We start from the raw sequence: 20,478 nt of genomic DNA, 5'->3' as shown, positions 1-20,478 counted from the left end.
GCGTGTCCGGCGGGTGGCCGGGAACATCCGAGGGCGGGTCGCTGTTGCGCAGAACGCCGAGGGTGCTACCTTTGGCCCAGATCGGAAAGCGGATGAGGCCCCGGCCCCCGCGATCCCCTCCAAGCCGAGAGTCCTGGACCCGGCACTCGTTTCCTTCAGCCAGCAGGCCACGCCTGCCGGTTTCCCCTAGCCGGACCACGAGAGCCGGCCTTCTGAGGAGTCGCCTCAATGACAGTTGTTGCTACCCGTACACCCACAACCCGTACACCCAAAGGCCGGCAGCAGCCGGTCGAACCCGCCGACGTCGCGGTCGACGCGCTCCTCGACATTGTCGACGACCGCGCCTGGTTACGCGCCGACGGCTACCTTCCCGGCCCCGACGACATCCCGGTCGCCATGCAGCAGGTGCGCCAGCTCGGCCTGCGCCGCGGCGACCGGATCACCGGATTCGCCAAGGTCGCCGGCAACCGCCGGCCGGCCACCCTGCAGGTCGAGGCGATCAACGGCGGCAAGCCGGGCCGCCGCCCCGACTTCTACGAGCTCACCGCGCTCTACCCGCAGGAACGACTGCGCCTGGAGACCACGCCGGAGATCCTGACCACCCGGGTCATCGACCTGGTCATGCCGATCGGCAAGGGCCAGCGCGCCCTCGTCGTGGCGCCGCCCAAGGCCGGCAAGACCATCATCCTGCAGCAGATCGCCGCGGCGATCGCCCGCAACAACCCGGAGATCCACCTGATGGCCGTCCTCATCGACGAGCGGCCCGAGGAGGTCACCGACATGCAGCGCACGGTCAAGGGCGAGGTCATCGCCGCGACCTTCGACCGGCCGCCGCAGGAGCACACCGCCGTCGCCGAGCTGGCCATCGAGCGGGCCAAGCGCCTGGTCGAGCAGGGCCGGGACGTGGTGGTGCTGCTCGACTCGATCACCCGGCTGGGCCGGGCCTACAACCTCACGGCGAAAGGCCATGGCCGTACGCTCTCCGGCGGTCTCGACGCCGGGGCGCTCTACCCGCCCAAGCGGTTCCTCGGCGCCGCCCGCAACATCGAGGGTGGCGGCTCGCTGACCATCATCGCGACCGCCCTGGTCGAGAACGGCTCGCAGATGGACACGGTGATCTTCGAGGAGTACAAGAGCACCGGCAACGCCGAACTGAAGCTCGACCGTACGCTCGCCGAGTCACGCACCTTCCCGGCGATCGACGTGGCATCGAGTGGGACCCGGCACGACGAAGCCCTGGTGAGCCGGGCCGAACTGGCCGTGCTCGCCCAGGTGCGCCGCGCGATGACCGGCTCGAACGCCACGCGGCAGTTGCTCGAGCAGTTGCGCACCACCGGCTCGAACGCCGAATTCCTCCGTCGCGTAGCCCTCTCCCTCTAGGGCGTTATGCGCAGACGACCCGCCTGGTAGGTGACGATGCCCTCGGCGTCCAGGTCGTAGGAGTTGGCCGGCCCGTCGCCGGTGACCCGTAGCCGGTTCTCGCTGACCCGCTGGAACGCCGACGTGCCCGGCACCACCGTCAGCCACGGCATCCGCACCCGCACGGTCGGCGCGGAGACCGGTTTGGACGACGGCTCCAGCCGCAACGCGCGCAGCGCCCAGGTCAGGAAGATCGGCGAGTCGGTGACCAGCAGCAGACCCGTGTCGTCGATGCGCGCCGCGTCGTCGATGCCGGGCGGCGGGGCATCCACCTCACCGGACTGCTCGGCGCCACACGTCCACTGACCGTCGGGCGTGCGGGAGAGCGCCAGATTGCGGCGCCAGCCACTGCCCTCGCAGGTGATCGTCAGAGCCCGGACACGCCAGGAGCCGTCGAGGTCGGCGTGCCAGCGAGCGGAGTACGGCATCTGGCCGGCCACCACCGCCGAACCGGTCACCACACCGGGCGCGGCGTCGTCACGCAGCACCAGTTCGGTGCCGATCGTGCCGGTGCGCTGCCAGACAAGAGGGCCGTGCGCGCGCGAGGACGTCACCCGGCGCTGGGTGGACGCGGTTCGGAGGGTCATCTCAGCTCGCCTCGGTGTCGGTGATGGGGTGTTCCATCATTGCACCATGCAACGATTGCCGCGGGGTAGCCGAGTTGCTAACTCTCTTCGGCGCTCCGGGCCCAGCCCAGCCACCACTCCTGCTCGGGCATCTCGCCTGCCGCGGTCGCGAACGCGGTGAGTGCCTCGGTGACCGCGGGCTGCCACAACGAGGCCGTCTCGGTGACGATGCGTTCCAGCTCGGCGCGCCGTTTTGTCATCACGTCCTCGACCACGTCGCGGCCCGCCTTGGTCAGGCGCAGCTGCACCACGCGGCGGTCGTCGGTCGAGCGCACCCGCCGGACGAGGCCCTTGCCGACCAGGCGGTCGGTCATCCGGGTGCCGGTGGACGGGTTGACGTTGAGCTCGTCGGCGATGTCGGCGCCGCGCATCGAGCCGCGGTTGGACAGCACGACCAGGGCGCGGAACTGCGGGATCGTCACGTCGACCTCGAGGTCGGCGAGCGCCCGCACGGTCAGCCCGACGAGGGCCCGGCTGGCGAGCATCAGCGCCTGGACGGCGGGCTCGCGATCGGGCAGCGTTTGCACAAATGCATCATTGCAGGGCCGGGACCCTTGCAGGCCCCGGCCCCATCGGTGTTACGGCGCCGGGTAGTCGGTGATGAACACCGGCGTGCCGGTCGCGGTTGTCTCAGCCGGGCCGCCCACGCCGTTGACGACGTGGTCGATGGTGCCGGCCGACAGGTTGACGGTCATGATGTGGTGCAGCTGCACGCCGGGACGGTTCGGGACCTCGAAACCGTTCTCGGTGTGAATGGACGGGTTGTTCTGGTTGAAGACGTACACTCCGGCGCCGTACAACTTGTGGGTCTTGACCTTGTCGTTGACCTTGTAGCCGGGGTATCCGTTCTCGCTGCCGTTCTTCCAGTCGGCCTGCGTCGGCGGGTCGTAGGGCAGTTCGTTCTGGTAGAGCACGGTGGTGCCGCCGTTGCCGTTCCAGAGGGTGTTGTACTTCTGGAAGTGCTCGACGAACAGGCCCGTCGCGGTCACGTTGTCGCCGTTGATGACGGCGCCGTAGCGACCGGTGTTGGTCTTCCACCGCTCGGTGTCACCGCCGGTGAAGCCCTCGACGCCGTGGTCGGCGCGCCACACCCAGGTGTGGTCGATGAGGACGTTGTCGCTGTTCACCTCGAGCGCGGTGTCGGTCTTGCCGATGTGCGGGCCGCCGACGCGGAAGTACACGTCGGAGAGCGTCGTCGGGTTGGCCGCCGAGCTGAAGTTCAGGCCGTTCTTGTTACCGACCTGCAGCAGTGTCTTCGACTCCTTGAGGCCGGCGTCGATGGTGACGCCCGCGATGATCGCGCCGGGAACGTCGGCCACCTTGATCGGGGTGGAGCCGTTCACGGCGGTCAGCGTCGCGTGGCCGGTGCCGAGCACGACCTGGTTCGGCCAGAGCACGTTCAGGCCCTGGCTGATGTGGTAGATCCCAGGGCTCAAAAGCAGGTTCTTACCCAGCAGCAGGTTCGCCTGGATCAGCCACTCCGGGTCGGACGGCTTCGCGACGTAGAAGTCGCTCAGCGGGAGCGTCTTGCCGGGGGTGAGCCCGTTCGCCCAGCTGACACCGACACTGTTCTTCTGCGCCGACGGAACCCGCACGTTCCACTTGCCGTTGGCGTCGATGAACAGGTACGGCTTCTCCCGGCTGACCGGGGTCGCTGCCAGGGTGGTGTACGGCGTGCCCGGGAACACCGACTCGTCGGGTGCGCCCTCGACACCGGAGAACACCTGGTTCCACACCGCGTTGCTCCAGCTGGTGACTTTGCTGTTGCGGGTCAGCCACTGCTGCTGCGAGCCGTTGATCACGGTCGGGAACTGGGAGTCGGCGATGAAGCCGCCACTGGCGTACTGCGGTCCGGCCGAGCAGTAGTCCATCAGGGAGAAGTTGCCACCGGTCACGTTGAGCCGGCGCAGCGACACCGCCTGGGACACCGCCCAGAAGTTGGTGCCACCGCGGCAGCCGTCCTGACCGCTGCTGTTCACCTTGAGCGACAGGTTCGACAGGGTCCGCCAGAAGTTGACCAGCGCCAGGCAGTTGGTGGTGCCACCGTCGGCGAGGCAACGGTTGTAGACCTCGATCTTGCCGTTGATCACGACATCGTTCGGGGACGCGCCCAGACCGGCGATCTCGGTGTAATACCCGACCTTGAACTGCAGCGGCTTGGCGTCCGTGCCGTACGTGCCGGGCTTGAAGTAGAAGGCGTAGCGATCGGCGCCCATCTCGTTGTCGACCTGCTTGGTCCAGGTCGCGTCGAGCTTGGCCTGGATCTGCTCGACCGGCATGCTCGGGTCGAAAATGGTCACGTTGCTGCCGAGGGCAGGCGTGGGAACCGCCTTGGTGGTGGGGTTGGCGTGGGCGGCGGTGCCGGTCAGCGCGCCGGCGGCAACCACCGCCAAGCCGATGGCGAAGATCCGCCCGAACTTTCTCATGCTGGAGGGGTCCTTCCGTAAAGGGTTTGCAACAGACGCGATCACAGATGGCAACAGAAGCTCGTTGATGTCAACGTCGCCGAGACCGGCATACGCGGCGGCTCCGGACATCTCGGCCCGGTTCCGCACCAGGAACTGCCCGAACGAACGCCGGTACCGGTACCGGCGACCGCCGTGGCCGAGTTGCGCTGCGCAAACGATCGAACCGTCGATGCCGGCGGCGCCCGGGAGGATGTAGACGCTGGATCCGCGCCCTGCCACCCACTACGTTGCTGAGAGTGTCGGACATACTCATATCCGTTGCTCTTGGCGCGCTCGGCAATGCCGTCGCCGATGCGATCGCTGCCATGGGCGTGCACCGGCACTACCAGCAAGACCCGGAGCGCCGGGCTCTCAGCGCCGTGGTCGCCCGGTCGTCGTCGCACGCGTTCGCCGGCGCGCGGCGTCCAGGTCTGCCGGCGACGGACGACTGGATCGACGCCGTGGCCGAGCAGTGGACGCCTGCGTTCACGCCGGACGTAGTCGCACAGCTGATCTCGGTGATCGCCGCGCCGTCGGCCGGCAATCAGCGGCAGTTCGAGCTGATCCTCCGCGCCGCGCTGGAGGATGCCGGCGGCGACGTGAACACGCTGGAACAGACCGTCTCGGTCGAGGAGTTCGCGCACGCGTTCCCGGACCGGTTGCGGCAGGAGCTGATGCGTGGCGCTCACACACAGCCGGAACTGCGTGAACTGACTCAGCTACTCCTCGCCCAGCGCGCCGAGCACCGGGAATCCCGGCCCGAGCCGAGCGGCCCGCGTGACTACCGCCAGGACATCTCGGATTACCTGCACGCCATCCTGGACGACGCCCGCAGCGGCCTTCCGGAGTTCGTTCCACGGGACCGGGCCGCGCACCTCGACCAGCGTGTCCGGGTCCGGCAGAAGTCGCGCGTCTCCGACCGGAGCTCCGACCAGCAGGGCGACCGCGCTTATCTGCCGCCGGTGGAGTTCGCCGGCCTGGCCGCGGCCGATCCGCCGCCGGAGCAGTCGTGGACGGAGTTGCGCAGATCCGCCCGCCGGGTCGTCGTGCTCTCCGACCCCGGGCTGGGCAAATCGTGGCTGGTACGGAACGAGACCATCCGTCTGGCCCGCGAGGCTCTCGACGCCCTCCGAGAGGACCGGGAGGTGATCGTCCCGGTGCCCATCCGGGCCGACCGGCTGGCAGAGGCGTCCGGTCGCTCCATCGGGGACGTCGTGGCCCGGTACTTCACCGGCAAGGACCAGTTCGCCGAACGGTCCCGGGCGCGGTTCGCCGAACAGGTGGACGCCGGCGGAGTCCATCTGCTGGTCGACGGACTCGACGAGGTGCCCGACAACGACGCGCGCCGCACCGTCCGCGCCGCCCTGGCCGACTGGTCCCGGCGGGCGGGTGCTCGGCGGTGGCTGGTGACCAGCAGAATCGCGGGGTACACCGGCATCGATTCGGGCGATGTCACCGAGATCGAGCTCCTCTCACTCACCGAGAGCCAGGTCGGCGCATATGTGAGCGCCTGGGGACTGGAAGCTCCCGCCGAAGGCCGGCTGCGGACCGCTCTCGCCGACCCGGCGGTGTCGGGCATGGCCAGAATTCCGCTGCTGCTCGCCCTGCTCTGCGCACTGGCCGGCAGCGGGGAGGAAATTCCACGGACACGTGCCGCCACGTACGAACGAATGCTTCTGTGGTTCCTCGAACGGCCGCACCGCGGCTCCGACCGATCCGGCCGCGACAACGTCGCCTTGCTGGAACTGATCGCCGGGGTCGCCTTTCACTTCGCGCACCGGGACACCGGCTGGGTCGATCTGATGCCCCGCGACGCGCTGGCCCGGGCCGTCGCGGGCCAGCCGACGTTCCAGCATCTGGCAGGCAGCGCCGATCAGCTGATCGAGCAGCTCTCGGGGGACCTCGGTCTGATCGTCCCGGAAGGTGACTGGTCCGGAGGCCGGAAGGCGCGTTACCTGTTCGTGCACCGCACCTTCGCCGAGTACCTCGTCGCCCGCCATCTGGCCGATCTCAGCGAGCAGCGCCGCTGGGCGGTCGTCGAAAGCCATCTCTGGTTCGACCCGGAGTGGCTCCAGGTGATCTCGATGCTCGGTGGCCGCCTCGAGACCGGCCCGGCCCGCCGGCTGGTGGCCCAGCTCAGCGACGTCGGCGCCGATGCCTTCCGGCAGGCCTGGCTGATGGCGATGCGGGTGATCTCCGAGCACCCCGGATCCGACGACCTGCTCACCCCGGACGCACGACAGGCGTTTCAGCACACCCTGGCCGCGACGCTGCGGCATCCCGATCTGCGGTGGTACGCCGTCGCCGCGCTGCGTTCCGTGCCGGTGCCGGCGCCTGCTGCCGTGCGGGTGTTGTTGCCCCTGACCGAGGCAGACGACGCCTCGGTGCGTCTCGCCGCCGTCCGGAGCCTTGCGGGCGTCGACTGGCCCGACCCCAGCGCACACCTGATCGCTCGCCTTCACGACGAGGAAGACCAGGTTGCGGAGGAGGCCGCCAAGGCGCTGGCGGGCAGGCCTGCCATCGCTGTCGTGGACGCGCTGCTGGCCGAGATCTGCACCGACCGCCATCTGGTGAGCCGGGCCTGCGTCGACGCGCTCGTCGCACTGCCGGAGGCCCGGCGGATCGAGGCGGTCACCCCTTATCTGACCGCGGATCAGCCCACAGCCATCCGCATCGCCGCATTTCCCGTTCTCAAGGGCGCTGGAGCCGCTGCCTCGCCGCTTATCCGCACCGGGCTGGCGGACCAGGACCCGGACATATTCGCCGCCGCGGCGGAGTCCCTGGACGGCCCGTTGGATCAGCACACCGAGGCCACCCTTCTCCAGCGGCTGAGCGCCTACATGGACAAGTCCGCAGCGGGCGCCGACATGATCATCTGGAACGGACCCCACGGGCGTCGCGGGGACACCGACGCGCAGGCAGCGCGCGCCGCCCTGGACCGGGCCGGGTCGCAAGCCCCCGGATTCACCGCGGCATACCTTCGGCAGGTCATCGACCGGAATGACGGCTTCAACCACTACGGCGACCCCTCCGGGCCGGCGGCGCCGACCGGCACCCTGATCCGGGAGTTGCTCCTGCGCCTGGCGAATCCGGATCACTCGCCGCGGTGGAAGGCGTCCCGGGCTCTGCGCGCGATGCGACCCGACGGAATCGGCGAGGAGCTGACCCGGCTCCTTGACTCCGGCGACCGGGAAACAGTCCTCGCGGCGCTGGAAGCCGCCCACGGCCGGCGGGACGACGGCCTGCTGAGCAAGGTCACCGAGCTGCTGGCCCACTCGGACGATGATATTCGCGCGGCAGCCATCGAGGTGGTCATCGAACGGGAGCCGGCAAACCTGCATGACGTCCTGATCTCGGGTTTACGGGACGCGAGCCCTCAGGTGCGGCGGCTGTCCGCCGATGCCTGTGCCGGGCGGGGCGACGTGCGGCTCGTCGCCGGGCTCCTCGAGCGTATTCGAGAGCCACGGGACCAGCCAGGTGTGGCTGTGCCGGCCATCATGGCGCTGCGAGGCCGGGATGAACCGGGTGTCCGGGACGCTCTGCTCGCGTGTCTGCGAAGCCGCACGGAGCCGGCGGCCGAGCCGGACGACACCCGACCCGACCGCCTCTTCGTCCATTTCGGGCCGCCGATCCATGTTGCCGCAGCACGCGTCCTCGGCGAGGACGAGCCGGAAGCCGTACTCGCCGAACTCGCGGCCGGGGCCGAGATGCACGACGGCTACCGAGGACGGGAGGTGGTGTCGGCGCTGCGGCGGTGCCGCGCGCCGGGCACCGTCGATTTCCTGGTGAGAATGCGCCGGGAGGGAGCACGGAAGACCCGGATCGCGGCCTACAACACGCTGCTCGATCGTCCGTACCCCGAAGATCTGGTGACGCTCGTCGACTGCCTGGACGGCCTGCCACCGGAGATGCTCCACGACCTGATCCGGATCGCAGGTGTGCTGGCCACCCGGCACTACCACCAACTGTCCGAGGGCGAGCGGCTGCACGTCCGCGAAGGGCTCACCAACGCCATCGCGGCCTGGCAGCCGGCGACCTGATGGCAGTGCGACTCACCACCGGCGCCGAGGCGGAAGCAGCCGGCCGGGCCCTGGCCGAGGCCGACCGGGCCCTGTCCGCGATCCGGGCCCACGGCACCGACGCGGACTTCTTCCTCGATTACAGCCGGTGGGCGGTCGAGCAGGCGAGGGCCCTGCGATCGATGGTCGCGACACCACACCTCGCCGACCTGATCCTCACCCCACGGCACGCGATGCTGCAGACCATCGGGGCCGGCCTGCGCGGCGAACCGGAAGCGCCACATCTGCGCCTGCTCACGTCGGCGGAGATCGAGGAGCGGCACGCCGAGCTGTCGCTCGCGGCGGCCGAGCTGCGCCGCGAGCACGACAGCTGGTCAGCGGCCGGCACGCTCGTCCTGCCGGACACCAACGTCTTCCTGCACCACCGCGAGAAATTCGACGAGATCGCGTGGCCCGCGCTCCTGAACACCGACGGCCCGGTCACGGTCGTCGTGCCGATCATCATCCTGCGCGAGCTGGACCGGCAGAAGACCGCCGGGCACAAGCAGAAGCGCTTCCGGGCCGGCTATTCGCTGAGCAGGATCGACACGCTGTTCGACGGAAAGCTCATCGAAACCGAACGCCCCGAGTTGGCCGGCGCCGGATCCGCTCGCCTGCGCGTCATCATCGGCGCGCTCGACCATCGGCCGCTCGACCGCGCCGACGACGAGATCATCAGCCAGGCGCTCACCGTCCAGAGCTGGTCGGGCCGGCCCGTCGCGCTCATCACGTTCGACACCGGCATGGCCTTCACCGCCCGGCAGAACGGATTACCGGTCGTCAAGCTGGGCCAGGCGGACGTGCATCAGGAATTCGCCATCCCCGAGCCCCGGCGTTGATCGCGGCCATTTCGTCGGTGAAGAAGTCAAGCCGCGCGCTGAAGATCATAAATGGTTGGCTAGACTCGCGCCGCTGGATTCGCTGGGCGGAAGTAGCGGAGTCATGTCCACATACGCGCTGGTCACGAACGCTGCGGCCGAGGCCGTCGCCGATGCGGTGCAGGCCGGCAAGACGGGTGGGTTCGTCGTCGCCGACCCGCTCGGCACGATCGTGCTGTTCGACCCGCCGGGGCGGGCCTATTCGTCGACCGACCGGCTCGCCCGGCCCGCGCGCGGGGTCGTCGAGCGCACCCGGACACCCGCCGTGCTGCTGATCAGCGACGAGATCATGGCCGAGGCCCTGGTGCTGAGCCCGGGCGGCGAGCTATCCCTGCAGTGGGTCGCCGACTGGGACCCGCCGGCCGAACCGGCCCGCTATCTGGCCGACCGGCAGGAGTGGGACTCCTACTGCGCCGAGGTCGCCGAGCTCTACGAGCGGCCGGAGCTCGGCCCCGCCCTCGCGATGGTGCGCAACGACCCGGTGCCCGGCGAGGAACGCACCGCCCTGTCCGACCTGCTGCGCCGGGTCTGCGCGATCCTCGGCCTGCCCGACAACGCGGTCGGCCGGTCGCTGCTGGACGGCGACGAGCCGGGCCTGTACGACGCCCGCCGAGTCGAGGCCGAACCGCCGAACCGCCGCTGGCAGCGGCTGTTCGCCCGGACCTGAGGGCGGGCCTGAGCGTGGACCTGAGGCCGGGCCTGAGCGTGGACCTGAGGGCGGGCCTTGGCGTGGAGCTCTTCGCGGTGCGCGCCACCGCGCACCGGATCGCGACGCTCGCCGGGCCGGAGGCGGCCACCGGGGTGATCGCCGAGCACGACGGCTGGTCGCGGCTGCGCCGGGATCCCCGGGAGATCGGGGCGGTCACCCGGTCGGCCGCCTATGCGCTGATCCACCAATCAGGCGTGCGGATCACCGGCTATCACCCGGACGGTTCGGTCGCCGAGGGGCCGGGCGCGGCCACGATGGCCGGTGGGGCGGCGCTGCTGCGGCAGGTGCTGGCGCACGACGAGCCCCGATACACGCCCGCGGCCCGGCTCGCCGATGTGTGCCGTGCCCTCGGCGTACCCCCGGAGCTGCTGGTGGATCGCCCGCCGCGACGCCTGCCGATTCCCGCACCCCGCACGGCCGTGGTTCTGGTCGGTCTTGATCTGGCCGCCGCGGCGGCGGATGCGGTGCTGACCCGGCAGTCGTCGTGGACCGTCCCGCTGACTCCACAGTGGAGCATGCAGGTGTGGGACGGGGCCGGGCGGGCGGCGCCGGGCACGAGCGCGGCGTATGTGCTGGCCGGGCGCAATCCGGCGGTGGCGCTGTGGTGGTCGGCGCGGGAGGCGGGGCTGGTGGTGGTGCATGGCAGCAAGCTTGTCGCCGGGCATCAGTGGGGTGACTGGGCGCCGATCACGCCGGAGAGCACGGCGGCGGCCGGGCGTGTCCTCGCGGCCGACTTCGCCGTGCCCGATCAGGCGCTGAGCCTGACCGCCCTGCTGCGCCGCCGTGATCTTGCGCCGGCCCAGGCGGTGGCGTCGCTGGTGGCTCTGCTCCGGCTGCCCGACGCGGGCCTCGGCCGGTTGTCCGCGTCCGCCCTCGCGTCCTGGTCGGCGACCGTTCCCGGCGCCGTCCGCACACCGCAACTGAGCGGCCTCGCCGCGATCCGCCACGCGGTGCGCGAGGCCCGGGAGGCGTAAGGCCACTCCTCGATTCGCCACGCCATGCGAGGCCCGGAGGCGCGCCGTGCGCGGCCCGGAAGGCGTAGGGTCGGATCAACGCGACGAAGCGAAGGAGGCGGCTCCGATGACCCTCCGTGACACCCCGCCGTTCCGCGCCGATCATGTCGGCAGCCTGCTGCGGCCACCCCATCTGCTCGAGGCCCGGGAGAAACGCGCCACCGGCGAGATCGACGCCGACGAGCTGCGCGCGATCGAGGACGACGCTATCCGCGACGTCGTGCGCATGCAGCGCGACGTCGGCCTGCGGTCGGCCACCGACGGCGAGTTCCGCCGCACCTCGTGGCACATGGACTTCATCTATCAGCTCGGCGGCATCCACCGCACCGACGACAAGATCCAGGTGCACTTCCGCAACGCCGGCGGCGAGCTGGATTTCGAGTCGGCGGCGCTGGTCATCGACGAGCCGGTGCGGCTGACCGACACGATCTTCGGGGATGACTTCCGGTTCCTGTCGGAGACCGTCGGGCCGGAGGTCACCGCTAAGCTCACCATCCCGTCGCCGAGCATGGTGCACTACCGGGGCGGGCGCGCGGCGATCGACAAGTCGGTCTATCCGGACGAGGAACAGTTCTGGGCCGACCTCTCCGCCGCCTACGCCTCGCAGGTCGAGCGGGTCGCGGAGCTGGGCTGCCGTTATCTGCAGCTCGACGACACGAGTCTGGCGTACCTCAACGATCCGGCCCAGCGCGAAATGATCAACGAGCGCGGGGACGACGCCGAGCACCAGCATCTGCGCTACATCCGGCAGATCAACGCGGCGATCGAAAAGCGCCCCGCGAGCCTCGCGGTCACCACGCACATGTGCCGCGGCAACTTCCGGTCGTCGTGGGCGGCCGAGGGCGGATACGACTTCGTCGCCGAGGCCCTGTTCAGCGAGCTCGCTGTCGACGGCTTCTTCCTGGAGTACGACGATGATCGCTCCGGCGGCTTCTCCCCGCTGCGTTTCGTGCCGCCCGGCAAGATGGTCGTTCTCGGTCTGGTCACCACCAAGCGTGGCGCGCTCGAATCGAAGGACACGCTGAAGCGGCGCATCGACGAGGCCGCCCGCTACGTTCCGCTCGACCAGCTCTGCCTGTCACCGCAGTGCGGCTTCTCGTCGACGGTCGAGGGCAATGTGCTGACCTACGACGAGGAGGTCGCCAAGCTGCGGCTGATCGCCGAGGTCGCCCAGGAGGTGTGGGGCTAGACAGCCTTCGAGAAGTAGACCCGGCAGTAGCCGTGCTCGGTGGCCCGGGCGACCTCGGTGAAGCCGCGGCGCGGGTAGTAGGCGAGGTTCTCCGTCATGGCCTCGTTGGTGCACAGCCGGACCTCGGGCAGGCCCAGCGCGCGGGCCCGCTCCTCGGCGAACGTCAGCAGCCGGCTGCCGACACCACGGCCGTGTGCCTGCGGCGCGACCGCGATCGTCTCCACCTCGAGATGCCCGGCCTGCACCGCGCACTGGATCACGCCCACGACCCGGCCGTCGTCCTCGGCGACCCAGCAGCGCCCCTCCGCCACCGGGACACGGTAGTCGACCGCCATCGGCGCCGGCTCGCGGCCGATCCGCGGCACGTAGCCGACGAAGGCCTCCCGGACCAGCTCCTGGATGGGCGCGGCATCGTCGGCCGCCGCCGGTCGAAGTTCCATGCCGGATGGTAACCACTCGGCTCGGACGCCCCCTCGACGGCCGAGCCGAGTGGTTCCCTACCGGGCCGGCGCGCCGGCCCGGCGGCGGTGCCGCGGGACCAGCGCGGGGACCCGCTCCGCGTACGCGGCGTAATCGGGGCCGAGGCTCGCGCGCAGGTCCCGTTCCTCGAAGCGGATGCCGACCGCGATGTAGCCGGATGCCGCGATCGCGAAGAACAGATGGCCGGCCGACAGGTGCGGGGTGGCCCAGAACGCGATCAGCAGGCCCAGCATCATCGGGTGGCGCAACCACGCGTACAGGTAACGCTCGGTGAATGTCGGGGCGGCATAGGAGAGGCGGCGCAGGTGGGTCCAGGCCTGGCGCAGGCCGAGGAAGTCGGCGTGGTCGACCATGTAGGTCGACCAGACGACCAGCAGCCAGCCGGCCGCGTAGACCACCCAGATCGCGGGCGACCACGGCCGGTCCACGTCCCAGATCACCGCCGGCAGGGGCTGCCAGAAGGCGAACTGGGCGAACAACAGCAGGCTCGCGATCAGCACGTACGTGCTGCGCTCGGCGGCCGGCGGGATCAGGCGGGTGAGGTGGCGTTTGACCGCGGGCCGGGCCATCACCGAGTGCTGGGCGGCGAACGCGAGCAGCAGCGCCCCGTCGATCGCGAGCGCCTGCCACGCCGGGACGGTGGCGCCGTGGTCGACGCCGCCGGCCAGGAAGAAGACCGCCCAGACCGAGCTGGCCAGGAAACACGCGTACGCGACAACGGAGTAGCCGAGGATGAGCATGCGTCCATCGTCGCGAGGCCGGGCGCTCAGGACAGGCGGGGAAATACCTCAGTTCGTGGCGACGTACCAGGCGGCGATCTGCGAGCGCGAGCGGAAGTCCATCCGGTAGCGGATCCGTTCCACGTGGGCCTCGGCGGATCGTTCGGTGATGCCGAGGCGCTCGCCGATCTCCCGGTTGGTACGGCCGTCGGCGATCAGCGCGGCCACCTCGCGCTGCCGGGCGGTCAGCGTCGGCGCGGCGCCGCGATGCCGGGCGCTCAGGCCGAGGAACTGCCGGATCGTGCGGGTCAGCGGCCGGGCGTCGCCGATGTAGGGCAGGTGCGAGCGCCCCGGCAGCACCTCGAGCCGCGCCTGCGCGATGCCCTCGGCCAGCCGGCGCCCCTGCTCCAGCGGCACCGCCCGGTCGCGGTCGCGGTGCACCACCAGGGCCGGGGCGGCGATGCGCGGCAGAAGATCAACGACATTGATGGTGTACGCCATGGCCAGCATCGCCGCGGCGGTCTCCGCGCTGGCCGAGTCGCGCTGGTAGCGGGTGAAGGCGGCCCGGGTCCCGGCGTCGGCGTCCGGCGCGAACACGTCGGTGAGCAGGTCGGACGCGAGCCCCCAGTGCTGCCGGACCAGGCCGAGCACGTGCCGCTGGATCTCCGGCGCGGCGATGTCGGCGCCGGCCGCCCAGCCGCCGTAGAGCACCAGCCGGGACACCATGGCCGGCTGCAGGGCCGCCCAGGCCGCCGCGACCGCCGCCCCGGCCGACACGCCGATCAGGTCGAAGCGGGTCACCCCGGTCGCGGCGATCACTGCGCGCAGGGCGTCGAGCTCGTGCTCCATCGTGTACGGGTCGTAGGCGGGCTCGGACAGCCCGGAGCCCGGTTTGTCGTAGCGGATCAGCGTGCGGCCGTCGGCGAACGCCTCGTAGAAGGCGCGTTCGGCGGGCAGCGCCCAGCTCAGCTCGAGGTGCCCGAGCCACCCCGACACGTAGACCAGCGGCGGCCCCGACCCGGTCACCGAATAGGCGATCGTCGCCCCGGCCGGCGAGGTCGTCGTCGCGATCCGCTGACCCATCGCGTCAGTTTAGGGCGAGTCGCAGCCGCCGGGCCGCTTCGGTCAGCTCTCCGGGTGGCAGCAGGGAGAAGCTGAGGCGGATGCGGTCCTCGCCACCCCGGCGGTCGAGGTAGAAGTGCGGGCCGGGCACGAACGAGACGCCGTGCTGCTCGGCCGCCGTCAGCAGGCCGGTGGCGGTGCGGCCGGGCGGCACGGGCAGCCACAGGAACCAGCCGCCCGGCGGTGGCTCCACCGACAGCGCCGTGGCCAGCGCGTCCCGCTGGTCCCGGTAGCTCTCGCGCAGCCGGGTCAGGTGCCGGTCGTAGGCGCCGCTCGCGCCGAACGCCGCCATCGTCACCGCGGTGGTGTGGTTGACGCCGCCGCCGCTGTGCACGTAGCCGAGGCCGGCCAGGCGGCCGACCAGGGCGGGGGTGGCGCTGATCCAGCCCAGGCGCAGGCCGGGGGCCACCGTCTTGGCGAACGACCCGATCCGGATGACGTTGCGGCCGCCCGCCATCCGCCACAGCGACGGCGGCGCCACCGCCTCGTCGTAGACCAGCTCGCGGTAGGTGTCGTCCTCGACGATCGTCAGGTCTTCCCTCTCGACGAGGGCGCGGCGGCGGTCCGGCGGGAGGCTGCGGCCGGTCGGGTTGGCAAACGTGGGGACCAGGTAGAGGAAGGCGATCCGCCGGTTCTGCGCCCGCAGGTCCCGGATCGTCGCGGCCAGGTCGTCGCCGGCCTCGCGCAGTTCGACGCGGGCGTCGGCGAGGATCTGAAATGCCAGGTGATAGGTCGGCGAGTCGACCAAGACGACGTCGTCCGGTTCGGCCAGCACCGACGCCAGCAACGCCAGGGCGTGCGAGGCCCCGGCCGTGATGAAGAGCGCATCCGGATCCGGGTCGCCGCCCTCGATGCGCGCGAGGCGGGCCGCGAGCCATTCCGTCAGGGGCCGCGGCCCCGCCGCGTACCCATAAGTCAGTGCCTGCCAGCCGAAAACCCGCAGCGCCTCGCCTGCCGCAACCCCCCACTCGGCCGTGGGCAGCAGTTCCGGGCGGGGGTGACCCCAGCCGAGGTCGAGGATTCCGGGCCGGGCCTCGAACTGGATCACGCGCGCGTCCTTTAGGTTGGATCGATGGCTGACCTCTCCCCCACTATCCTGGCCGAGATCCTGGGCCCGCAGCAGGTGATGGACCTCGGCATCCGCCCGCTGTGGGCGCCGATCCCGCGGATCGCCGGGCCCGCGTTCACCGTGCGCTGCCCGCCCGGCGACCATCTCATGCTGCACGCCGCCATCTACCAGGCGCCGCCCGGCTCGGTCATCGTCGTCGAGTCCGGCGACGTCACGCACGCCCTGGCCGGCGGCAACGTGTGCGCGGTGGCGCAGCGCAACGGGGTCGCCGGGTTCGTGCTGGACGGCGTCATCCGGGACATCGCTGAGGTGCGCCAGCTGGGCTTCCCGGTGTTCGGGCGCGGCGTGCTGCCGGTGCCGGCGGGCAAGGCCGCCGCGCTGCCGCTGAACGTGCCGATCCGCTGCGGCGGCGTCCCGGTGCAGGCCGGCGACTGGGTGGTGGCGGACGAGGAGGGCATCGTGGTGGTGCCGGCGGCGCTGCGCGACGAGACGCTGGAGACCGGCGCGGCCAAGCAGGCCAAGGAGGCGGCCCAGACCCTCGACGAGTGGGAGCGCAGCCACCGGGCGCGGATCGCCGAGCTGCTGGGATAATCGGGCCCATGTATGTGATCAGGGAACGGTTCTTCGCCATCGGCGACGACTTCGACGTGCTCGACGAGCACGGCAACAAGGTTTTCCGGGTCGACGGCAAGGTGTTCAGCGTCCGCGGGAAGCTGGTGATCGAGGACCAGTCCGGCCAGGAGCTGGCCTCGGTGCACCGGCAGCTGATCGCGCTGCGCGCCACCTACGAGATCCGGATCGGCGGCGAAAAGGCAGCGGAGGTCCGCAAGAAGCTGTTCACGCCGTTCCGCGAGAAGTTCACCATCGACGTGCCCGGCCCGGACGACCTGACCATGAAGGGCGACCTGCTCGACCACGAATACGTGATCGAGCTCGACGGCCGCGAGGTCGCCGCGGTCTCCAAGCGCTGGCTGACCATCCGCGACACGTACGCCGTGCAGATCGCCGCCGACGTCGACCCGCTCCTGATCATCTGCAGCGTGCTCGCCCTCGACCTGGCCCTCGACCGGGAGAAGGAGCACGAGAAGAAGGACGACGACGACTGATCTCGAAATAGCAGGTCGCCGGATTGATCCGCAGCCGTCGGGCGGAAGAACGATGCCCGAGGCCCCTTCGGTGGGTTCGCGAACCGCCTCCGATGGGAACAGAATCAACCATGGGAAAGAGCGAGGGGCGACCACGCGAGACGGCGCGGCTGGACACTCCCCCGGCTGACCGGGGGACGATCCTGGACGCCGCCCACCAGGTGCTGCTGCACACCGGGGCGAAGGGGCTGAAACTGGACGCGGTGGCCCGGGAGGCCCGCGTCGACGTCAGCACCGTGCTCGGCCACTTCGGCTCCCGGCAGGGGCTGATCGAGGCGCTGATGGACCGGCTGTACGCATCGCCCGCAGCCGGCCTCGCCGCCGACACCGCCTCCCTGCCGGCGGTCGAGGAGCGCTGGCGCGCCTACCTCAAGCAGGTCCGCCGCATGCACGGCGACCAGGAGGCCACCGAGGCGTACTTCGACCTGGCCGTGCTCGCCCTGCGCGACCCGGAGCTGCGCGCCCGGCTGGGCCGGCTCAACGTAAAGACCGCGCGCGGGTTCCGCGAGGTGATCGGCGCCGGGCCGGACGCGCTGGCCGAGCTGATCCTGGCCGCGGTCGACGGCATCGAGCTGCGCCGCGCCCTGGCCGGCGACGACTACCCGATCGACGCGGTCCTGGGACTGCTCGACCGCATGGCGCTCACCGAATATCTGCGCGATTAGGCTCGCAGCATGAAGGTTCTCCTGCCGGACAGCACCGATCTCGATCTGCCGCTGCCGGAGGCGGTCACCTATGCCGTCGGCACGCCGATCCCCGAGGAGCACACCGACGCCGAGGTGCTGGTGGTCTGGAACAACCCGGGCGATCAGCTCGCCGACGCCGCCCGCCGGCTGCCTCGCCTGCGCTGGGTGCAGACCCTCGCCGCCGGGCCGGATGCGGTGCTGAAGGCCGGGTTCGGCCCCGACGTGCTGGTCACCAACGGCGCCGGGCTGCACGACTACACCGTCGCCGAGCACGCCCTCGCGCTGATTCTAGCCGCGGCCCGGCGGGTCAACCTGCTGGTCCGGGCCCAGATCGGGCGGCGCTGGGCGAGCGAATGGGGCGGCAATCAACCCCGAAAAGAGACGGCCAATTTTCGTACGCTCCGGGACGCGCACGTCGTCATCTGGGGGTTCGGGGGCATTGCCGCCGCGCTCGCGCCGCACCTGGTCGCGCTGGGCGCCCGGGTCACCGGGGTGGCCCGCAAGCCGGGTGAGCGGCACGGGTTCCCGGTCGTCACCGCCGACGACTTCCCGCAGCTGCTGCCGACCGCTGACGTGCTGGTCATGATCCTGCCGGACACCCCGCAGACCCGGCACGCCCTCGACGCGGACGTGCTGGCCCTGCTCCCCCGGCACGCCTGGCTGGTCGACGTGGGCCGCGGCAGCACCGTCGACGAGGCGGCCCTGCTCGCCGCGATCCGCGCCGGCGACCTCGGCGGCGCGGCCCTCGACGTCTTCGAGACCGAGCCGCTGCCCGTCGCCTCCGGCCTGTGGGACGAGCCGAACGTGATCGTCTCCCCGCACGGAGCGGGCGGCCGCCCGCTCGGCGCCGAGGACCTCATCCGGGAGAACCTGGCGGCGTTCCGCGCGGGTCGCCCGCTCCGCAATCCGGTCGAGCGCCTTCCCCCGGACTGAGCCGTCAAACGAGTGTGTTTACGCAGGTAGGAGCAGCATTCGAAATGCTTGAAGCAGGGCAATTGTTGCGCTCCTGGAAATAAACCGAGAGGCGGGAGGTTATCGATATTCCGGAGGGGGACTCCGTGGCCGAAGCACCGGCCATGTAGGAGGCAACGTGAGTAACCCACCGACCGGCGCCTATGCGTCGGCGTACCCCTCGGATGATGGCTCGTCCCGGACGCAGCAGGTTGCCGGGGAGGCCAAGGCGGCCGCCGGGCAGGCGGTCGCGGACGTCAAGGACACCGCGGCGGAGCAGGCACAGCGCGTCGGGCAGGAGACCAGGGCCCAGGCCCGCAACGTGGTTTCCGACGTCCGCGATCGCGTCGGTGAGCAGGCCCGCACGCAGAACGACAAGCTCGTCGGCAGCATTCGGCAGACCGCCGACCACCTCGACGAGATGCGCGCACAGCACAGCGACACCCCGGCCGCGGCCGTGGTGTCCCGGGTCGCCGACGGCGGCCGCCAGCTGGCCGACTACCTCGACCGCAACGGGCCCGAAGGGGTTCTGCAGGAGGTGCAGGACTTCGCCCGCCGCCGCCCCGGCGCGTTCCTGGCGACCGCTCTGGTCGCCGGTTTCGTGGTCGGCCGGCTCGGCAAGGGCGTTGCCAAGGCCGATCCGGACGCGGGCGCCGGCAAGCCCGCCGGCGACACGTTCACGTCGACCGGCGCCGGCTACACCCCGGCCCCCGATTACGGCGCCCCGGGCGGTTTTGCCGACCCGGCTTATGCCGACCCGGCGCTCAACGACCCCTACCCGGCGTCGACGGATTACGCCTCCACCGGGACCGGCACACCGGTCGTCGTCACCGAGGAGTACGGGCTCGGCGACCCGGAGCGTCGGCCATGACCGCCTGCACCGAGCGGCACCCAGCCGGACCTGCGGACGGCGTCGCAGGCGAGGGCCAGAAGGGCATGGCAAAGGTGGCACAGCCATGACCGCACCCCGCTCGCCCCACCACGCCGACGAGGTCGCGGACACCTCGATCGGCGAGCTGATCGGCAACATCAGCAACGATCTGTCGCAGCTGTTCCGCCAGGAGGTCGAACTGGCCAAGGCGGAACTGAAGCAGGAGGCGGCCAAGGCGGGCAAGGCCGCCGGGTTCCTCGGCGGGGCGAGTTTCGCCGGTTACCTGGCCGTGGTCCTGCTCAGCTTCGCCGCGGTGTTCGGCCTGGCCAACGTCATGGACGCGGGCTGGGCGGCACTCATCGTGGCCGTCGTGTGGGCGGCCGTCGGTGCCGTCCTCTACGTCTCCGGCCGCAACCGGCTCAAGACCGTGGACCCGATGCCACGGCGCACCGTCGACACCTTGAAGGAGGACGCGCAATGGCTGAAGAACCCGACCGGCTGAGGCAGGACATCGAACGGACGCGGGCCTCCCTGACCCGTGACGTGGACCTGCTGAGCGAGAAGACCAGCCCGGCCAAGGCCGCACAACGCCGCTGGACCGCAGTGAGGGAGAAAGTCATGGGCAGCACCCACGACGCACGGCACGCCGCCGGCGACGCGACGTCGTCCGCGGTCGGCACCGTGCAGGAAAAGGCGTCGGAATTCAGCGACGCCGCCGGCGACAAGGCGCACGCCGCCGCCGACGCGGCCCGCCAGGCCCCGCGGGCGGTCGCGGCCCGGACCCAGGGCAATCCGCTGGCCGCCGGGATCATCGCGTTCGGCGCCGGCCTGCTCGCCGCCACCCTGATCCCGGTGACCGACGCGGAGCGCCGCACCGGTCAGCAGCTGAAGGACAACAGCGGTGACCTGACCGACCGGGTCAAGGACATCGCCACCGAGATGAAGGACGATCTGACCGGAACCGTGCAGGAGGCGGCCGGGCAGGTCCGGAACACCGCGCAGGACGCGGTGCAGACCACCAAGGAGCAGGCTCAGTCGTCCGCGCAGGACGCCAAGGACCAGACGAAGCAGGCCGCGTCCTGATCTAGCGTCCGTG

At 70.9% G+C, this 20,478-nt stretch carries 20 protein-coding genes; 13 read left to right on the top strand and 7 right to left on the bottom strand.

Going from position 1 to position 20,478, the window contains the following annotated elements:
• The first annotated feature begins 228 nt into the window (after positions 1-228).
• Positions 229-1,380, top strand: a complete 1,152-nt coding sequence (gene rho / locus AB0E90_RS31480; RefSeq protein ID WP_360413956.1) for a transcription termination factor Rho — start codon at positions 229-231, stop codon at positions 1,378-1,380.
• Here the strand turns inward: rho and AB0E90_RS31475 are convergent.
• The 3 genes from AB0E90_RS31475 to AB0E90_RS31465 form a co-directional block, all read right to left on the bottom strand.
• Complete coding sequence (locus AB0E90_RS31475) at positions 1,377-2,006, bottom strand: putative glycolipid-binding domain-containing protein (protein WP_360413953.1); 630 nt, start codon at positions 2,004-2,006, stop codon at positions 1,377-1,379. The two genes, rho and AB0E90_RS31475, sit on opposite strands and share 4 nt — an antisense overlap.
• 77 nt (positions 2,007-2,083) lie before the next feature.
• On the bottom strand, positions 2,084-2,572 hold the full coding sequence (locus AB0E90_RS31470) for a MarR family transcriptional regulator (protein WP_360413950.1): 489 nt from the start codon (positions 2,570-2,572) through the stop codon (positions 2,084-2,086).
• A gap of 51 nt (positions 2,573-2,623) precedes the next feature.
• On the bottom strand, positions 2,624-4,471 hold the full coding sequence (locus AB0E90_RS31465; RefSeq protein WP_360413947.1) for an adenylyl cyclase: 1,848 nt from the start codon (positions 4,469-4,471) through the stop codon (positions 2,624-2,626).
• Between the two features lie 278 nt (positions 4,472-4,749).
• Here AB0E90_RS31465 and AB0E90_RS31460 point away from each other — a divergent pair, with 278 nt between their 5' ends.
• The 5 genes from AB0E90_RS31460 (at position 4,750) to AB0E90_RS31440 (ending at position 12,339) form a co-directional block, all read left to right on the top strand.
• Positions 4,750-8,532: a HEAT repeat domain-containing protein gene (locus AB0E90_RS31460; RefSeq protein ID WP_360413944.1), complete on the top strand. Its 3,783-nt coding sequence runs from the start codon at positions 4,750-4,752 to the stop codon at positions 8,530-8,532.
• Entirely contained in the window at positions 8,532-9,389 is an 858-nt protein-coding gene (locus AB0E90_RS31455) for a PIN domain-containing protein (RefSeq protein ID WP_360413941.1), read from the top strand. Before AB0E90_RS31460 ends, AB0E90_RS31455 begins: the two co-directional genes overlap by 1 nt.
• A 103-nt stretch (positions 9,390-9,492) precedes the next feature.
• On the top strand, positions 9,493-10,095 hold the full coding sequence (locus AB0E90_RS31450) for a hypothetical protein (RefSeq protein WP_360413938.1): 603 nt from the start codon (positions 9,493-9,495) through the stop codon (positions 10,093-10,095).
• A 62-nt stretch (positions 10,096-10,157) separates the two neighbouring features.
• Positions 10,158-11,111 (top strand): hypothetical protein, encoded by a 954-nt coding sequence (locus AB0E90_RS31445; protein WP_360413935.1) that lies wholly within the window; start codon positions 10,158-10,160, stop codon positions 11,109-11,111.
• Positions 11,112-11,217: 106 nt separating this feature from the next.
• Positions 11,218-12,339, top strand: a complete 1,122-nt coding sequence (locus tag AB0E90_RS31440; protein WP_360413932.1) for a 5-methyltetrahydropteroyltriglutamate--homocysteine S-methyltransferase — start codon at positions 11,218-11,220, stop codon at positions 12,337-12,339.
• On the opposite strand, the gene AB0E90_RS31435 is transcribed toward AB0E90_RS31440, so the two are convergent.
• The 4 genes from AB0E90_RS31435 to AB0E90_RS31420 are packed head-to-tail and all read right to left on the bottom strand — an operon-like array spanning position 12,336 to position 15,708.
• Entirely contained in the window at positions 12,336-12,779 is a 444-nt protein-coding gene (locus tag AB0E90_RS31435) for a GNAT family N-acetyltransferase (protein ID WP_360413929.1), read from the bottom strand. The two genes, AB0E90_RS31440 and AB0E90_RS31435, sit on opposite strands and share 4 nt — an antisense overlap.
• A gap of 57 nt (positions 12,780-12,836) precedes the next feature.
• Positions 12,837-13,559 (bottom strand): isoprenylcysteine carboxylmethyltransferase family protein, encoded by a 723-nt coding sequence (locus tag AB0E90_RS31430; RefSeq protein WP_360413926.1) that lies wholly within the window; start codon positions 13,557-13,559, stop codon positions 12,837-12,839.
• Positions 13,560-13,607: 48 nt separating this feature from the next.
• Complete coding sequence (locus AB0E90_RS31425; protein ID WP_360413923.1) at positions 13,608-14,621, bottom strand: alpha/beta fold hydrolase; 1,014 nt, start codon at positions 14,619-14,621, stop codon at positions 13,608-13,610.
• Between the two features lie 4 nt (positions 14,622-14,625).
• A complete protein-coding gene (locus tag AB0E90_RS31420) occupies positions 14,626-15,708 on the bottom strand; it encodes a PLP-dependent aminotransferase family protein (protein WP_360413920.1) in 1,083 nt (360 codons plus the stop codon).
• 24 nt (positions 15,709-15,732) lie between these two features.
• On the opposite strand from AB0E90_RS31420, the gene AB0E90_RS31415 reads away from it, so the two are divergent.
• The 7 genes from AB0E90_RS31415 (at position 15,733) to AB0E90_RS31385 (ending at position 20,465) form a co-directional block, all read left to right on the top strand.
• Positions 15,733-16,320 carry an RraA family protein gene (locus AB0E90_RS31415; protein ID WP_360413917.1) on the top strand — a complete coding sequence of 196 codons (588 nt, stop codon included), beginning with the start codon at positions 15,733-15,735 and terminating at the stop codon, positions 16,318-16,320.
• A gap of 8 nt (positions 16,321-16,328) precedes the next feature.
• On the top strand, positions 16,329-16,835 hold the full coding sequence (locus AB0E90_RS31410) for an LURP-one-related family protein (protein ID WP_360413914.1): 507 nt from the start codon (positions 16,329-16,331) through the stop codon (positions 16,833-16,835).
• A 110-nt stretch (positions 16,836-16,945) separates the two neighbouring features.
• Positions 16,946-17,539 carry a TetR/AcrR family transcriptional regulator gene (locus tag AB0E90_RS31405; protein WP_360413911.1) on the top strand — a complete coding sequence of 198 codons (594 nt, stop codon included), beginning with the start codon at positions 16,946-16,948 and terminating at the stop codon, positions 17,537-17,539.
• Between the two features lie 9 nt (positions 17,540-17,548).
• Positions 17,549-18,493 carry an NAD(P)-dependent oxidoreductase gene (locus AB0E90_RS31400; protein ID WP_360413908.1) on the top strand — a complete coding sequence of 315 codons (945 nt, stop codon included), beginning with the start codon at positions 17,549-17,551 and terminating at the stop codon, positions 18,491-18,493.
• Between the two features lie 157 nt (positions 18,494-18,650).
• Complete coding sequence (locus AB0E90_RS31395; protein ID WP_360413906.1) at positions 18,651-19,382, top strand: hypothetical protein; 732 nt, start codon at positions 18,651-18,653, stop codon at positions 19,380-19,382.
• A gap of 85 nt (positions 19,383-19,467) precedes the next feature.
• Complete coding sequence (locus AB0E90_RS31390; RefSeq protein ID WP_360413903.1) at positions 19,468-19,884, top strand: phage holin family protein; 417 nt, start codon at positions 19,468-19,470, stop codon at positions 19,882-19,884.
• On the top strand, positions 19,860-20,465 hold the full coding sequence (locus tag AB0E90_RS31385) for a DUF3618 domain-containing protein (protein WP_360413900.1): 606 nt from the start codon (positions 19,860-19,862) through the stop codon (positions 20,463-20,465). The genes AB0E90_RS31390 and AB0E90_RS31385 overlap by 25 nt, the downstream gene beginning before the upstream one ends.
• The last annotated feature ends 13 nt before the right edge of the window (positions 20,466-20,478 follow it).

The organism is Actinoplanes sp. NPDC026619 (assembly GCF_040638295.1).
GTDB lineage: Bacteria > Actinomycetota > Actinomycetes > Mycobacteriales > Micromonosporaceae > Actinoplanes.
This window is presented reverse-complemented; position numbering and strand designations above follow the sequence as displayed.

Coding starts and splice junctions, on each gene's coding strand:
- AB0E90_RS31400 (WP_360413908.1), top strand. CDS start 17,549: ATGAAGGTTCTCCTGCCGGACAGCACCGATCTCGATCTGCCGCTGCCG.
- AB0E90_RS31425 (WP_360413923.1), bottom strand. CDS start 14,621: ATGGGTCAGCGGATCGCGACGACGACCTCGCCGGCCGGGGCGACGATC.
- AB0E90_RS31405 (WP_360413911.1), top strand. CDS start 16,946: ATGGGAAAGAGCGAGGGGCGACCACGCGAGACGGCGCGGCTGGACACT.
- AB0E90_RS31475 (WP_360413953.1), bottom strand. CDS start 2,006: ATGACCCTCCGAACCGCGTCCACCCAGCGCCGGGTGACGTCCTCGCGC.
- AB0E90_RS31455 (WP_360413941.1), top strand. CDS start 8,532: ATGGCAGTGCGACTCACCACCGGCGCCGAGGCGGAAGCAGCCGGCCGG.
- AB0E90_RS31430 (WP_360413926.1), bottom strand. CDS start 13,559: ATGCTCATCCTCGGCTACTCCGTTGTCGCGTACGCGTGTTTCCTGGCC.
- AB0E90_RS31450 (WP_360413938.1), top strand. CDS start 9,493: ATGTCCACATACGCGCTGGTCACGAACGCTGCGGCCGAGGCCGTCGCC.
- AB0E90_RS31415 (WP_360413917.1), top strand. CDS start 15,733: ATGGCTGACCTCTCCCCCACTATCCTGGCCGAGATCCTGGGCCCGCAG.
- AB0E90_RS31435 (WP_360413929.1), bottom strand. CDS start 12,779: ATGGAACTTCGACCGGCGGCGGCCGACGATGCCGCGCCCATCCAGGAG.
- AB0E90_RS31440 (WP_360413932.1), top strand. CDS start 11,218: ATGACCCTCCGTGACACCCCGCCGTTCCGCGCCGATCATGTCGGCAGC.
- AB0E90_RS31390 (WP_360413903.1), top strand. CDS start 19,468: ATGACCGCACCCCGCTCGCCCCACCACGCCGACGAGGTCGCGGACACC.
- rho (WP_360413956.1), top strand. CDS start 229: ATGACAGTTGTTGCTACCCGTACACCCACAACCCGTACACCCAAAGGC.
- AB0E90_RS31465 (WP_360413947.1), bottom strand. CDS start 4,471: ATGAGAAAGTTCGGGCGGATCTTCGCCATCGGCTTGGCGGTGGTTGCC.
- AB0E90_RS31385 (WP_360413900.1), top strand. CDS start 19,860: ATGGCTGAAGAACCCGACCGGCTGAGGCAGGACATCGAACGGACGCGG.
- AB0E90_RS31410 (WP_360413914.1), top strand. CDS start 16,329: ATGTATGTGATCAGGGAACGGTTCTTCGCCATCGGCGACGACTTCGAC.